14 protein-coding genes are annotated in these 14,676 nt (G+C 71.8%); 10 read left to right on the top strand and 4 right to left on the bottom strand.

Annotation, left to right across the window (positions count from 1 at the left end):
• Positions 1 to 52 precede the first annotated feature (52 nt).
• From rhaI to OG852_RS06700, 7 genes are all read left to right on the top strand, one after another.
• The gene (gene rhaI / locus OG852_RS06670; protein ID WP_330347339.1) at positions 53 to 1,213 is read left to right on the top strand and encodes an L-rhamnose isomerase; all 1,161 of its coding nucleotides are present in this window, start codon (positions 53 to 55) and stop codon (positions 1,211 to 1,213) included.
• A gap of 115 nt (positions 1,214 to 1,328) precedes the next feature.
• The gene (locus OG852_RS06675) at positions 1,329 to 3,368 is read left to right on the top strand and encodes a bifunctional aldolase/short-chain dehydrogenase (protein ID WP_330347340.1); all 2,040 of its coding nucleotides are present in this window, start codon (positions 1,329 to 1,331) and stop codon (positions 3,366 to 3,368) included.
• Positions 3,365 to 4,813, top strand: coding sequence for a rhamnulokinase (locus OG852_RS06680; RefSeq protein ID WP_330347341.1), 1,449 nt, complete (start codon positions 3,365 to 3,367; stop codon positions 4,811 to 4,813). Before OG852_RS06675 ends, OG852_RS06680 begins: the two co-directional genes overlap by 4 nt.
• A gap of 72 nt (positions 4,814 to 4,885) precedes the next feature.
• Entirely contained in the window at positions 4,886 to 5,641 is a 756-nt protein-coding gene (locus tag OG852_RS06685) for a (Fe-S)-binding protein (RefSeq protein WP_133915606.1), read from the top strand.
• A complete protein-coding gene (locus OG852_RS06690; RefSeq protein WP_330347342.1) occupies positions 5,638 to 7,125 on the top strand; it encodes a LutB/LldF family L-lactate oxidation iron-sulfur protein in 1,488 nt (495 codons plus the stop codon). Before OG852_RS06685 ends, OG852_RS06690 begins: the two co-directional genes overlap by 4 nt.
• The gene (locus tag OG852_RS06695; protein ID WP_133915608.1) at positions 7,122 to 7,751 is read left to right on the top strand and encodes a LutC/YkgG family protein; all 630 of its coding nucleotides are present in this window, start codon (positions 7,122 to 7,124) and stop codon (positions 7,749 to 7,751) included. The genes OG852_RS06690 and OG852_RS06695 overlap by 4 nt, the downstream gene beginning before the upstream one ends.
• 55 nt (positions 7,752 to 7,806) lie before the next feature.
• Positions 7,807 to 8,532, top strand: coding sequence for a hypothetical protein (locus OG852_RS06700; RefSeq protein ID WP_133915609.1), 726 nt, complete (start codon positions 7,807 to 7,809; stop codon positions 8,530 to 8,532).
• Here OG852_RS06700 and OG852_RS06705 read toward each other — a convergent pair.
• Positions 8,523 to 9,095: a hypothetical protein gene (locus OG852_RS06705; RefSeq protein WP_330347343.1), complete on the bottom strand. Its 573-nt coding sequence runs from the start codon at positions 9,093 to 9,095 to the stop codon at positions 8,523 to 8,525. The two genes, OG852_RS06700 and OG852_RS06705, sit on opposite strands and share 10 nt — an antisense overlap.
• 106 nt (positions 9,096 to 9,201) lie before the next feature.
• On the opposite strand from OG852_RS06705, the gene OG852_RS06710 reads away from it, so the two are divergent.
• On the top strand, positions 9,202 to 10,059 hold the full coding sequence (locus OG852_RS06710; protein ID WP_330347344.1) for an AAA family ATPase: 858 nt from the start codon (positions 9,202 to 9,204) through the stop codon (positions 10,057 to 10,059).
• On the top strand, positions 10,056 to 11,405 hold the full coding sequence (locus tag OG852_RS06715) for a vWA domain-containing protein (protein ID WP_330347345.1): 1,350 nt from the start codon (positions 10,056 to 10,058) through the stop codon (positions 11,403 to 11,405). The genes OG852_RS06710 and OG852_RS06715 overlap by 4 nt, the downstream gene beginning before the upstream one ends.
• A gap of 31 nt (positions 11,406 to 11,436) precedes the next feature.
• Here the strand turns inward: OG852_RS06715 and OG852_RS06720 are convergent, their stop codons facing one another.
• The 3 genes from OG852_RS06720 to OG852_RS06730 form a co-directional block, all read right to left on the bottom strand.
• On the bottom strand, positions 11,437 to 11,796 hold the full coding sequence (locus tag OG852_RS06720) for a cupin domain-containing protein (protein ID WP_133915613.1): 360 nt from the start codon (positions 11,794 to 11,796) through the stop codon (positions 11,437 to 11,439).
• Positions 11,797 to 11,948: 152 nt separating this feature from the next.
• Entirely contained in the window at positions 11,949 to 12,926 is a 978-nt protein-coding gene (locus tag OG852_RS06725) for a threo-3-hydroxy-L-aspartate ammonia-lyase (RefSeq protein WP_133915614.1), read from the bottom strand.
• Between the two features lie 56 nt (positions 12,927 to 12,982).
• Positions 12,983 to 13,663, bottom strand: coding sequence for a helix-turn-helix transcriptional regulator (locus tag OG852_RS06730; RefSeq protein WP_330347346.1), 681 nt, complete (start codon positions 13,661 to 13,663; stop codon positions 12,983 to 12,985).
• A gap of 170 nt (positions 13,664 to 13,833) precedes the next feature.
• On the opposite strand from OG852_RS06730, the gene OG852_RS06735 reads away from it, so the two are divergent.
• Entirely contained in the window at positions 13,834 to 14,652 is an 819-nt protein-coding gene (locus OG852_RS06735; RefSeq protein WP_133915616.1) for an SAM-dependent methyltransferase, read from the top strand.
• Positions 14,653 to 14,676 lie beyond the last annotated feature (24 nt).

Consider the following 14,676-nt stretch of genomic DNA (forward strand, 5'->3'; position numbering starts at 1 on the left):
CTGAATCGTTTCATCCGGGCGCTGTCCCGGACCGATGTCACAGGAGCCCGAAGTGACCGACCTCGCCGCCGTGAAGGCCGCGCTGAAGACCCAGGCCGTCGAGACGCCGTCGTGGGCGTACGGGAACTCGGGGACCCGCTTCAAGGTGTTCGCCCAACAAGGCGTTCCCCGCACCCCGCAGGAGAAGCTGGACGACGCGGCGCAGGTGCACGCCGTCACCGGTGTGGCCCCGACCGTGGCGCTGCACATCCCCTGGGACAAGGTGGAGGACTACTCCGCACTGGCGAAACACGCCGAGGACCGGGGCGTGAGGCTGGGGGCGATCAACTCCAACACCTTCCAGGACGACGCCTACAAGCTGGGCAGCATCTGCCACCCCGACGCGGCGGTCCGGCGCAAGGCCGTCGATCATCTGCTCGAGTGCGTCGACATCATGGACGCGACGGGCTCCGCCGATCTCAAGCTGTGGTTCGCCGACGGCACGAACTATCCGGGCCAGGACGACGTGCGCTCACGGCAGGACCGGCTGGCGGAGGGCCTCGCCGAGGTGTACGAGCGGCTCGGGGACGGGCAGCGGATGCTGCTCGAGTACAAGTTCTTCGAGCCCGCCTTCTACACCACCGACGTCCCGGACTGGGGCACGGCGTACGCGCACTGTCTGAAGCTGGGGCCGAAGGCGCAGGTCGTGGTCGACACGGGCCACCACGCGCCGGGGACCAACATCGAGTTCATCGTGGCGACGCTGCTGCGGGAGGGGAAGCTCGGCGGGTTCGACTTCAACTCGCGGTTCTACGCCGACGACGATCTGATGGTGGGGGCCGCCGACCCGTTCCAGCTGTTCCGGATCATGTACGAGGTCGTCCGTGGGGGCGGGTTCACCTCCGAGGTGGCGTTCATGCTGGACCAGTGCCACAACATCGAGGCGAAGATCCCGGCGATCATCCGGTCCGTGATGAACGTGCAGGAGGCCACGGCGAAGGCGCTGCTGGTGGATCGGGCGGCGTTGGCCGCCGCTCAGGCTTCCGGGGATGTGCTGGAGGCGAATGCGGTGCTGATGGACGCGTACAACACGGATGTGCGGCCGTTGCTTCGTGAGGTGCGCGAGGAGATGGGGTTGGACCCCGAGCCGCTTGTCGCCTACCGGGCGTCGGGGTGGGCCGAGAAGGTCGTCGCCGAGCGTGTCGGGGGAGAGCAGGCCGGTTGGGGCGCGTAAGCGTCTGCCTGCCTCGATCTGTGTCGTCGCGGGCTGCGGGCCGGTCGTGGCCGGTCGCGCGGTTCCCCGCGCCCCCAAGGAATCGCACCCTCTTTCAAGTAAGGACAGGACGTTCATGTCACCGCACCCCGAAGCCGCCGCCCTCCTCGCGCGGTCGCACCGACTCGGTGCTGATCCCCGTAATACGAACTACGCCGGCGGCAACGCGTCCGCCAAGGGCACCGACACCGACCCCGTCACCGGTGGGGAGGTCGAGCTGATGTGGGTGAAGGGGTCGGGAGGCGACCTCGGCACGCTCACCGAGAGCGGGCTCGCCGTGCTGCGGCTGGACCGGCTGCGGGGGCTCGTCGACGTCTACCCGGGGGTCGAGCGCGAGGACGAGATGGTCGCCGCGTTCGACTACTGCCTGCACGGCAAGGGCGGGGCCGCCCCGTCCATCGACACCGCCATGCACGGGCTCGTCGACGCCGCGCACGTCGATCATCTGCACCCGGACTCCGGTATCGCGCTGGCCTGTGCCGCCGACGGGGAGAAGCTGACCGCCGAGTGCTTCGGGGACAGCGTGGCGTGGGTGCCGTGGCGGCGGCCCGGGTTCCAGCTCGGGCTGGACATCGCCGCGATCAAGGCCGCCAACCCGCAGGCCATCGGGGTCGTCCTGGGCGGGCACGGGATCACCGCCTGGGGCGACAGCGCCGAGGAGTGCGAGCGCAACTCCCTGCACATCATCCGGACCGCGGAGGCGTTCCTCGCCGAGCGGGGGAAGGCCGAGCCCTTCGGGCCCGTCATCGAGGGGTACGAGGCACTGGCCGAGGGTGAGCGCCGGGAGCGGGCCGCCGCGCTCGCGCCGTATGTGCGGGCCGTCGCCTCGCAGGACCGGCCGCAGGTCGGGCACTTCGACGACTCCGAGACCGTCCTCGACTTCGTGGCGCGCGCCGAGCATCCCCGGCTCGCCGCACTGGGGACGTCGTGCCCGGACCACTTCCTGCGGACCAAGGTACGGCCGCTGGTGCTGGACCTGGCGCCGAGCGCTCCGCTCGACGAGGCGATCGCCCGGCTGAAGGAGCTGCACACCGCCTACCGGGAGGAGTACTCCGCCTACTACCGGCGGCATGCCGAGCCCGACTCCCCCGCCCTGCGCGGCGCCGACCCGGCCATCGTGCTGGTGCCCGGCGTGGGCATGTTCTCCTTCGGCAAGGACAAGCAGACCGCTCGGGTGGCCGGCGAGTTCTACCTCAACGCGATCAACGTGATGCGAGGCGCCGAGGCGGTGTCGTCGTACGCGCCGATCGAGGAGCGGGAGAAGTTCCGCATCGAGTACTGGGCGCTGGAGGAGGCCAAGCTCCAGCGGATGCCGAAGCCGAAGGCGCTGGCCACCCGGGTGGCGCTGGTGACCGGGGCGGGCAGCGGGATCGGCAGGGCCATCGCGCACCGGCTGGTCGCCGAGGGGGCGTGTGTCGTCGTCGCCGACCTGAACGGGGAGAACGCCGCTCAGGTCGCCGAGGAGCTCGGCGGGCCGGACAGGGCCGTCGCCGTCACCGTCGACGTGACGGACGAGGAGCAGATCGCCGGGGCCTTCAAGGCGGCCGCGCTCGCCTTCGGCGGGGTCGATCTCGTCGTCAACAACGCCGGGATCTCCATCTCGAAGCCGCTGCTGGAGACCTCCGCGAAGGACTGGGACCTCCAGCACGACATCATGGCGCGGGGGTCGTTCCTGGTGTCGCGCGAGGCGGCCCGGGTGATGATCGCGCAGGGGCTGGGCGGGGACATCGTCTACATCGCCTCGAAGAACGCCGTGTTCGCCGGGCCCAACAACATCGCCTACTCCGCCACCAAGGCCGACCAGGCCCACCAGGTGCGGCTGCTCGCGGCCGAGCTGGGTGAGCACGGGATCCGGGTCAACGGTGTCAATCCGGACGGGGTGGTGCGGGGATCGGGGATCTTCGCCGGCGGATGGGGCGCCCAGCGGGCCGCCGTGTACGGGGTCGAGGAGGAGAAGCTGGGCGAGTTCTACGCGCAGCGGACCATCCTCAAGCGGGAGGTGCTGCCGGAGCACGTCGCGAACGCCGTCTTCGCGCTCACGGGTGGCGAGCTGACCCACACCACCGGTCTGCACATCCCGGTCGACGCGGGTGTGGCTGCCGCGTTCCTCCGGTGAGCGCGCACGTGAAGTCGTACGCCGCGGTCGATCTCGGCGCGTCCAGCGGACGGGTCATGGTCGGCCGCGTGGGGCCGGACTCGCTGGAGCTGGCGGAGGCGCACCGGTTCGCCAACCGTCCGGTGCGGGTCCCGGAGGGGCTGCGGTGGGATGTGCTGTCCCTGTACGCCGGTGTCCTGGACGGACTGCGCGCCGCGGGGCAGGTCGACTCCGTCGGGATCGACAGCTGGGCCGTGGACCACGGGCTGCTGGACGGCGACGGGGCCCTGCTCGGCAATCCGGTGCACTACCGGGACGCGCGGACCGAGGGGATCGCGGAGAAGGTGTGGGCCACGGTGCCCGCTTCCGAGCTGTATGCGGCGACCGGTATCCAGTACGCGCCCTTCAACACCCTGTACCAGCTCGTCGCCGCCCGCGGGACACGTCAGTTCGCCCACGCCGAGCGACTGCTGCTCATCCCCGATCTGCTGGCCTACTGGCTGACCGGCGAGCAGGGCACCGAGCTGACCAACGCCTCCACCACCCAGCTGATCGATCCCCGGACGCGGACGTGGTCGTACGATCTCGCCGCGCGGCTGGGCATCGACCTCGACCTGTTCGCGCCGCTGCGGCAGCCCGGTGATCCCGCCGGGGTGCTGCGGGCCGGGGTGCTGGAGGAGACCGGGCTGACCGGTCCCGTGCCCGTGACCGCCGTCGGCTCGCACGACACGGCCTCCGCGGTGGCGGCCGTGCCGGCGACCGGGGAGCGGTTCGCCTACATCTGCACCGGCACCTGGTCCCTGGCCGGTCTGGAGCTGGACGCGCCGGTGCTCACCGAGGAGAGCCGGGCCGCCAACTTCACCAACGAGCTGGGTCTGGACGGCACGGTCCGGTACCTGCGCAACATCATGGGGCTCTGGCTGCTCCAGGAGTGCGTACGGGCCTGGGGCGACCCCGATCTGGGGGTGCTGCTGCGGGAGGCGGCCGCCGCGCCGGCGCTGCGGTCGGTCGTGGACGCGGGGGACGCCGCGTTCCTCGCGCCCGGGCGGATGCCGGAGCGGATCGCCGAGGCGTGCCGGGCCTCCGGACAGCCGGTGCCCGGGACCCGCGGCGAGATCACGCGCTGCATCCTCGACTCGCTCGCCCTCGCCCATCGACGCGCGATCGAGGAGGCCCAGCGGCTCGCCGGGCATCCCGTCGACGTCGTGCACATCGTCGGGGGCGGCACCCGCAACGCGCTGCTGTGCCAGCTCACCGCCGACGCCTGCGGGCTGCCGGTGGTGGCCGGTCCGACGGAGGCCGCCGCCCTGGGCAACGTCCTGGTGCAGGCGCGGGCACACGGGCTGGTCGGCGACCGTGCCGCCATGCGGCGCCTGCTCGCCCGTACCCAGCCGCTGACGCGCTACGAGCCGCAGGGCGGCACCGGGCGCTGGCGCGAGGCGCAGGACCGGCTCGCCGCACGGTGAGCCGGGGTCTCCCCCCGGCCCCTTCACCCGACTACCCTGCACTCATCCGATGACCAACCCCGAGGAGCCGCGATGCGTGTCGCACTGTTCCTGACCTGTGTCAACGACACGCTCTATCCGGACACCGGCCGCGCCGTGGTGAAACTGCTGACCAGACTGGGTGTCGAGGTCGACTTCCCGATGGCGCAGACCTGCTGCGGCCAGGCCCACTACAACACCGGCTACCGCCATGAGGCCGAACCGCTCGCCCGGCATTTCTCCGATGTCTTCGGGGAGTACGAGGCGATCGTGACCCCTTCGGGATCGTGCGGGGCGATGGTACGGGAGCTGTATCCGCGGATGGGTGAGCGGGCGCGGGCGGAAGGGCGCGGGGGCGGACTGGCCACGGCGCTGGCACCGGTCGTGCCGAAGACGTACGAGCTGACCGAGTTCCTCGTGGACGTGCTCGGGGTGACGGACGTCGGCGCCTACTACCCGCACACCGTGACCTATCACCCGACCTGTCACGGGCTGCGCGGGCTGGGGCTCGGGGACCGGCCGAGGCGGCTCCTCGAGGCGGTCCGGGGGCTCGAGCTGGTGGAGCTGCCGGGCGCGGAGGAGTGCTGCGGTTTCGGCGGCACGTTCGCGCTGAAGAACTCCGACGTGTCGGCAGCGATGGGCGCGGACAAGGTGCGCAACGCCGAGGCGACCGGCGCCGAGGTGCTGTGCGCGGCCGACAACTCGTGTCTGATGCACATCGGCGGGACCATGACCCGGCTCAAGGCGGGTCTGCGGCCGGTGCACCTCGCGGAGATCCTGGCGAGCACGGAGGAGGAGCCGGCCGTATGAGCGGGACGTTCGTGGGCATGCCGGCCTTCCCGAAGGCCGCCCGGGAGGCCGTGGGCGATCCGACCCTGCGCGGGAATCTGCGGCACGCCACCCACACCATCCGCGCCAAGCGCGCGAAGGCGGTCGACGAGCTGTCCGACTGGGCCGAGCTGCGGGAGGCCGGCAAGCGCATCAAGGACCATACGCTCCGTCATCTCGACCGCTATCTCGTGCAGTTGGAGGAGTCGGTCACGGCGGCGGGCGGGACCGTGCACTGGGCGGCCGACGCCGAGGAGGCCAACCGGATCGTCGCGCGGCTCGTGAAGGAGACGGGCGAGTCGGAGGTCGTCAAGGTCAAGTCCATGGCCACCCAGGAGATCGGGCTCAACGAGGCGCTGGAGGCGGAGGGCGTCCACGCCTACGAGACCGATCTCGCCGAGCTGATCGTGCAGTTGGGCAAGGACCGGCCGTCGCACATCCTCGTCCCGGCCATCCACCGCAACCGCGGGGAGATCCGGGACATCTTCGCGAGGGAGATGAGCGAGTGGGGGCGCCCGGCCCCGGAGGGGCTCACCGACACCCCCGCCGAACTCGCCGAGGCGGCCCGGCTGCATCTGCGCGAGAAGTTCCTTCGGGCCAAGGTCGGCGTCTCGGGCGCGAACTTCATGGTCGCCGAGACCGGCACGCTGGTCGTCGTCGAGTCCGAGGGCAACGGGCGGATGTGTCTGACCCTGCCCGAGACCCTGATCTCGGTCGTCGGGATCGAGAAGATCGTGCCGACCTGGCGGGACCTGGAGGTCTTCCTGCAGACCCTGCCGCGCTCCTCGACCGCCGAGCGCATGAACCCGTACACCTCGACATGGACGGGCACGACCGACGGCGACGGGCCGAAGACCTTCCATCTGGTGCTGCTGGACAACGGCCGCACCGACACCCTCGCCGACGAGGTCGGCCGCCAGGCCCTGCGCTGCATCCGCTGCTCGGCGTGCCTGAACGTCTGCCCGGTCTACGAGCGGGCCGGCGGACACGCGTACGGCTCGGTCTACCCGGGCCCGATCGGCGCCATCCTCAGCCCCCAGCTGCGCGGCACACAGAGCGAGATCGACGCCTCCCTGCCGTACGCCTCCTCGCTCTGCGGTGCCTGCTACGAGGTGTGCCCGGTCGCCATCGACATCCCCGAGGTGCTGGTGCATCTGCGGGAACGGGTCGTCGAGGGCGGGCCGGTGATCCAGGAGGGCAACCGGGTGGTGCTCAAGCCCGCCAAGGGCCATGCGGCCGAGCGGGCGGCGATGCGGGCGGCGCGCTGGGCGTTCGCCCACCCCGGCGCCCTGCGCACCGGGCAGCGGCTGGCCTCCCGGACGCGCCGGCTGCACCCTCGTACGCTCCCCGGACCGGGGAAGGCGTGGAGCGGCAGCCGGGACCTGCCGGCCGTACCGGCGGAACCCTTCCGCGACTGGTGGCAGCGCACGAACGGCGGGGAATCCGGCAAGGGAGGAGCGAAGTGAGCAGCAGGGAAAGGATCCTGGGACGGGTGCGGCGCGCGCTCGCCGGGGTGCCGGGGGACGACACACCGATCGCGCGCGACTATCTGCACACGCACGGGGAGCGGGGCGTCGAGGAGACGGTGGAGCTGCTGGCCGAGAACCTGGCGGACTACCGGGCGCTCGTGCACCGCTGCTCCGAGGAGGAACTGCCGTCCCTGATCGGCCGGTTGCTGGCCGAGCGGGGGGCGAAGTCGGTGGTCGTACCGCCCGGGCTGGACGCGGGGTGGCTGTCGGCGGCCGGGGCCGACCGGGTCGAGGACTCCGCCGGGAGCACCGCGTACGAGCTGGACCGGGTCGACAGCGTGGTCACGGCGTGCGCGGTGGCGATCGCCGAGACCGGGACGATCGTGCTGGACGGCGGGGCGGACCAGGGGCGGCGCCGGATCACGCTCGTCCCCGACCACCATGTGTGCGTCGTGCGGGTGCCCGGGCAGGTCGTGTCGTCCGTGCCGCAGGCGCTCGAACGGCTGGACCCCGCCCGCCCGTTGACGTGGATCTCCGGACCGTCGGCGACCAGCGACATCGAACTGGACCGGGTGGAGGGGGTGCACGGTCCGCGCACGCTGGAGGTGATCCTGGTCGGCTGAGCGGGGCCCCGCGCGGGTATGGGCCTGGTGCCGTGCGCGGACCCAGGGGGCTCCCATGCAGTTCATCGAAGTGACCGGCCTGGCCGGGGTGCGCTCCGCCGTCATCCGGTTCACCAGGCCGGGAACGCACCTCTCCTTCCTCCTCTTCCCGATGATCCACATCGGTGAGCCGGCCTTCTACCGGGAGGTGGCGGACCGGCTGCGCCGCTGCGACCTGGTGCTCGCCGAGGGGATCGGCCGGGAGACCCGCTCCCCCGGTGCGGAGGCCCTGGTCGCCTCGTACGAGCAGTTGGAGTACGGCGAGCGGCTGGGACTGGTCGTCCAGGACATCGACTTCCGCTCGCTCGGGGTGCCGGCGGTGTGCCCGGACATGTCGGGCGGGGAGTTCGAGTCCGGCTTCCGGCGGCTGCCGCTGCGCGAGCGTCTGCTGATCGCCACGCTGATGCCGGCGATGACGGCGGGCATGCGCCTGTTCGGCACCCGCCGCTATCTGGCCCGGCACCTGAGCACCGAGGACCTGGTCGGCGACGCCGAGCAGGCCGTGGCGGACAGCATGCCCGGCCTCGACGACCTGGTGATGCGCCGCCGTGACCGGCTGCTCGTCCGCGCGCTCACCGAGTTCGACCGGGCGTACACGAGCCGCACCGTGCCGTTCACGGTCGCCGTGGTGTACGGCGCCGAGCACATGCGGGCGGCCTCCGAGGCGCTGGTGGGGCTGGGGTATCACGCGGCGGACGCGGAGTGGCTGACGGTGTTCCTGGTGGAGCCGGGTCAGGAGTAGGTCATCGGGCAGCGGTGGCGCTGCGCGTACTGGGCGGCGCGCAGATACAGCGCCGCGAAGAACGCGGTGTCCAGGTCGTCGGCCCAGGGGCCGGGGCGGGCGGCGGCGGTCCTCTCCGCGTCGCCGTCCAGGAACCACGCGCTCAGCTCGGAGGGGCCGGAGGGTTCCGGTATCAGGTCGAGCGGCAGGCGGAGGACGGCGGCGAGCCGCTCGGCGAGGGCGAGGAGGTACGGCGCTCCGACGACCAGGGTCTCGGTGTCGTAGCTGTTCTCGATCGGCAGCAGGACGGGCTCCTCCAGCGCGAAGGGCACCACGAAAGACCAGCTGAGGAGGGTGTGCCGCTCCTCGGGGGTCAGATGGGCGCGGCACAGGGCGTCGAAGCCGTCCATCGACGGGCTCGTCCTCTCCGCGAACCGGCCCCCTGCGGCCGGCTCGCCCGGGGTGTACGGCGGCAGACCGCGCAGGGCCGGCTCCTCCTCGAGGGCCGAGGCGATGTCGCCGTAACCGTCCTCGCCGGGCGTCGACCAGTCCTGCGGCGTCACGTTCACGAGATACATACCCATGGGCGCACGGTATCCGCCGACACTGACAACATCGACAAGGCGGGTGAACAAGCGCTTAGATATGTGCGGTACCTGCCCGTCCTCGATCGTTTCCCCGGAGGCCCCGTTGTTCACGTCCGTCGACGACGTCTCCGCCCGTCTCGCCGAGACCGGCTATCTGGCCTCCCCCGCGGTCGCCACGACGGTGTTCCTCGCCGACCGGCTCGGCAAGCCGCTGCTCGTGGAGGGCCCGGCCGGGGTCGGCAAGACGGAACTCGCCAAGGCCGTGGCCCAGGTGGCCGGGGCCCGGCTGGTACGCCTGCAGTGCTACGAGGGCGTGGACGAGTCCCGGGCGCTGTACGAGTGGAACCACGCCAAGCAGCTCCTGAGGATCAGCGCCGGCCGCGACGAGACCTGGGACGAGGCCCGTACGGACATCTTCAGCGAGGAGTTCCTGCTTGCGCGCCCGCTGCTGACCGCGATCCGCGGCGACGAACCCACGGTGCTGCTGATCGACGAGACCGACAAGGCCGACGTCGAGGTGGAGGGCCTGCTCCTCGAGGTGCTCAGCGACTTCCAGGTCACCGTCCCGGAGCTGGGCACGATCACCGCGACCCGGCGGCCCTTCGTCGTCCTCACCTCCAACGCCACCCGTGAGCTGTCGGAGGCGCTGCGCCGCCGCTGTCTGTTCCTGCACCTCGGCTTCCCCGACGAGGAGCTGGAGCGGCGGATCGTCCGGCTGAAGGTGCCCGGCCTGGACGCGGCGCTCACCGAGTCGGTGGTCCGGGTGGTGGCGGCGCTGCGGGCGATGGACCTGCGCAAGGTGCCCTCGGTCGCCGAGACCATCGACTGGGCACGCACCCTGCTGGCCCTCGGCGCCACCACCCTGGACGAGACCGTCGTACGCGACAGCCTCGGCGTGATCCTCAAGCACCAGGACGACGTGCTGAAGGCCGGGGCCAAGCTCGACCTGGACGCCGTGTGAGCGGCGACGCGGCCGAGCGGCTGACCGGGTTCGTGGCCGCGCTGCGCGCCCACGGTGTCCGGATCGGCACCGGTGAGACCGTGGACGCGGCCGAGGCGGTGGCGGCGCTCGGGTTCGCGGACCGGGGGCTGCTGCGCGAGGGGCTCGCCGCGACGCTGCTGCACACCCCGGACCAACGGCGGCTGTTCGACACCGTCTTCGACCTGTACTTCCCCCACGGCGTCGGCGCGCCCGCGGGCGAGTCCGGCGGCCGGAACTCCCTGCGCGACCGGCTCGCGGACGCCCTGGCCGCCAACGACCGTGCGCTGATGGGCCAGTTGGCGATCGAGGCGGTCGACGGGCTGGGCGGATACGGGAGTTCACCGGGGGCGGACGGCTGGTCGTCGTACCAGACCCTCGACCGGCTGCGTCCGCAGACGCTGTTGGCCCGCGTCCGCGACGAGATGCGGCGGGGCGGCGGATCCGGTTTCGCCGACCGGCTGCTGGAGGACGAGATCCGGCGGCGCATCGAGGAGTTCCGGGGGCTGGTGGCGGTGGAGGCCAGGCGCCGGGTGGCGGAGCGGCGGGGGCGGGACGAGATCGCGCGGCGGGCGGTGGCACCCACCGCGGACCGGGTGGACTTCCTGTACGCGGGGCGGGACCGGCTGGCCGAACTGCGGCGGACGGTACAGCCGTTGGCGCGCAAGCTGGCCACGCGGCTGGCCGCGCGCCGTCGCCGGGCCACGCGCGGCACGATCGACCTGCGGCGCACGCTGCGCGGTTCGCTGTCCACGGGCGGGGTGCCGATGCGGCCCGTGCTGCGCCGCCGCAGGCCGGCCCGGCCCGAACTGGTGCTGCTGTGCGATGTGTCGGGCTCGGTGTCCGGGTTCTCCGACTTCACGATGCTGCTGGTGCAGGCGCTGCACGACCAGTTCAGCAAGGTGCGGGTGTTCGCCTTCGTCAACCGGATCGACGAGGTCACAGGGCTGCTGGAGCACGGCCGGGCCAACCCGGAGGGGCTGGGCGCCCGTATCCTGGCCGAGGCGCGTCTGACGGGCTATCACGGCAGCAGCGACTACGGTGTCGCGCTGGGCGAGTTCGCGGAGCGGTACGGCGCCGCCGTGGGCCCGCGCACGACGGTGTTCGTGCTGGGGGACGCGCGGACGAACATGAGCGACCCGAACCTGGCGGCGCTCCGGGAGATCTCCGCGCGGGCCCGCCGACTGTACTGGCTGAACCCCGAGCCGCGCCCGCTGTGGGGCACGGGCGATTCGGCCGCACCCGAGTACGCCGAGCTGGTCGCGATGCACGAGTGCCGCAACGCGCACCAACTCGGCGCACTGGTGGGGCGGTTGCTTCCGATCTGAGCCCCGCCCCTTAATCGGCCTCGCGTACGCCTCAATCGGACTTCGCGTACTCCTTGGCCATGGATCCCGCGAAGTCGTAGACCACGCACTGCTCGTCACCCACGACCCAGGCGTCATGTCCGGGCGAGACCACGAAGACGTCGCCGGGGCCTACCTCGGTCTCGCCTCCCTCGTCCATGGTGACGTGCATCCGTCCGCTGACCACATAGCCGTTGTGGTGGATCTGGCAGGTCTCGGTCCCGGCTATGGGCGCCACCGACTCCGTCCAGCGCCAGCCGGGCTCGAATGTCGCCATCGCGAAGTCGAGCCCCGTCATGTGGACGGCCTCGAGGTGGCCGCGGGGAAAGTCACGTCGCTCGTCCGGCTTGTCGAGCGTCTTCACTTCGAGCATGGCGTCCTCCTTCCGGCCGTGCTGCGCCACGGCCGGGGCCGGTCTCCCCGGCGGCCCTGGACGTCACCGGTGGGGGCCGCACCCCACACCTCCATCGTCCGCCTCGCCATCCGGGGGCGCCATTCGGGGCACGTCGGGGCGGGGGTCGCGCCTCAGGCTCCACCCGCACACAGCTCGGCGAAGCGCTCGGTGTCGATGTTGCCGCCGGAGACGATCACTCCGACGCGGCGGCCCGGGACGCCGACCCGGCCCGAGAGCAGGGCGGCGAGCGGTGTGGCCCCACTCGGCTCCACGACGATCTTCAGCCGTTCGAAGGCGAACCGCATGGCGGCGCGGATCTCGTCGTCGCAGACCAGGGCGATCTCGTCGACGAGCCGCCGGTTCACCTCGAAGGTCAGCTCGCCGGGTGTGGTCAGGGCCTGGCCGTCGGCGATGGTGCGCGGCACCGCGATCTCGACGCGCCGGCCGGCCTCCAGCGACCGTCTGGTGTCGTCCCCGGCCTCCGGTTCCACGCCGACGATCCGGATGCCGGGGTGCGTCCCCTTCGCCGCGGTGGCACAGCCGGCGATGAGCCCGCCTCCACCGACCGGCACGAGCAGGGCATCCAACTCACCTGTCTCCTCAAGGAGTTCGAGTGCGGCGGTGCCCTGGCCGGCCATGACGTGCGGGTGGTCGTAGGGCGGGATCAGGGCGAGACCCCGCTCGGCGGCCAGGGCCCGCGCGACGGCCTCCCGGTCGCCGGTGTAGCGGTCGTACGTCACGATCTCGGCGCCGTAGCCCTCGGTGGCCGCCCGCTTGGAGCGGGGGGCGTCCTCGGGCATCACGATCACGGCGCCGGTGCCCAGTTCCCTTGCGGCCAGGGCGACGGCCTGGGCGTGGTTCCCCGAGGAGAAGGCGGCGATGCCCCGGGCGCGTTGTTCCGGCGTCAGCCGGGAGGCCGCGTTGTAGGCGCCCCGGAACTTGAAGGCACCGACCCGTTGAAAGTTCTCACACTTCAGAAACACCTCGGCCCCGACTGCCTCGTCCAGGGTGCGGGAGCGCAGCACGGGGGTGCGATGGGCGACCCCCTCGAGCCGTGCGGCCGCGTCAAGGACGTCGTCGAGGGTGAGGGGCGGGGGTGCGGTGGTCACGGTGGGGCTCCCTCGGGTGGTTGTCATAGGGGGTGTGAAGGTCTGGTGCGGCGGTGTCACCCCATCCGTGGCCGGCCCTGATCCTCGGCCGTCGTCCTTGCCTGGGCCAGGTAGTTGTAGGCGGAGGCGCGGGAGATGCCGAGGCGGCCTGCGACCTGTTCGACGGATCGGCGGACGGCGAAGACGCCGCGTTCGTCCAGGCCGCGGAAGAGGGCGAGGCGCCGGGTCCGGTCGAGGGCCGGCCAGGTCTGGTCCTGACGCCGCAGATGCTCGTCGAGCAGGGCGTCGACGACGGAGTCGATGTCGTCGCCGAACGTGGTGACCGGGGCCTGCGAGGGTCCCGCGGCGGTGCCGGCGAGCGCGGACAGGAGCTGCTGGACGCGGTCGACCTCGGTGACGTCCACGTTGACGCACAGGGCACCGAACACCGCGCCGGTGGAGTCGCGCAGCACCATCGTGGACGACTTCACCAGCTTGCCCGTACCGGTACGGGTGACGTAGTTCAACTCGTCACGCGCCTCGTCACCGCGGGCGAGCACGCGCAGACCGATCTCACTCATCGCTCCGCCGACCGTCCGCCCCGTCACCGACCCGGCGACGGCGACCACGGACTCCTCCGGCCGCCGGTAGTCGTGCAGCACCGCCTCGCACACCGGCCCGAAGGTCGCGGCGATCCCGTCCACGACGGGGACGAGCGCCCGCAGGACCGCGTCCCGCTCCGCTTCTCTGGACCCCATGGCACCATTAGACCATGCGTCCAGGCGCTGGATCAGCAGTCTATGCCGGCATGGCCCACCACCTCCCCCGGGCGATCCGCCGATCAAGGGGTGGCGCCGCCAATTGCCGTTTCCCTAGGATGTGTTACCGACCGCGACGACGCGGCCACGGCTGGGAGCTGGGGGAAGACATGCAGTCCGGAAAGCCACTGTCCACGGAGATCGACGCCACGGTTCCGACAGCCGCACGCATGTACGACCACTATCTCGGCGGCAAGGACAACTACGCGGCCGACCGCGCCGCCTGCGCGGAGCTCGACAAGGTCGTCCCGAGCACCCGCGCCCTCGCCCTCAACAACCGCCGCTTCCTCCAGCGGGTCGTGAAGACCCTGGCGCAGGAGTACGGCATCCGGCAGTTCCTGGACCACGGCTCCGGTCTGCCCACCCAGGACAACGTCCACCAGGTCGCCCAGCGCATCGATCCGACGACCCACGTGGTCTACGTCGACAACGACCCCATGGTCCTCGTGCACGGCCGCGCCCTGCTGGAGCAGGACGAGCGCACCACCGTGATCCACGCCGACATGCGGGAGACCGAGGCCATCTTCACCCACCCCGACACCGAGCGGCTGATCGACTTCTCCCAGCCGGTGGCCGTGCTGTTCAACTCGGTCTTCCACTGCATCCCCGACAGCGACACCGACGGCCCGTCCGCCGTGGTCCGCCGGGTGTCCGAACGCCTCGCCCCCGGAAGCTTCCTGGTGATGTGTCAGCTCGTCAGCGAGGACGCGAAGGTGCGGGAGTTCGTCACCGACTTCATGGACAAGGCCACCCAGGGGCACTGGGGCCGGGTGCGTGAGGAGAAGGACGTGGCGCAGTGGTTCGAGGGACTGGAGATCCTCGACCCGGGTCTCGTCGAGGTCTCCACCTGGCGCCCGGACACCGAGGTCGCCCCCCGCCAACTCACCCAGGAGTGGATCGAGTTCGGCGGCGTCGGACGCCTGGTCTGACCCACCCCGCAGACCCGGCGGCGG

The sequence above is a fragment of the Streptomyces sp. NBC_00582 genome (genome assembly GCF_036345155.1).
Taxonomy (GTDB): Bacteria; Actinomycetota; Actinomycetes; order Streptomycetales; family Streptomycetaceae; genus Streptomyces.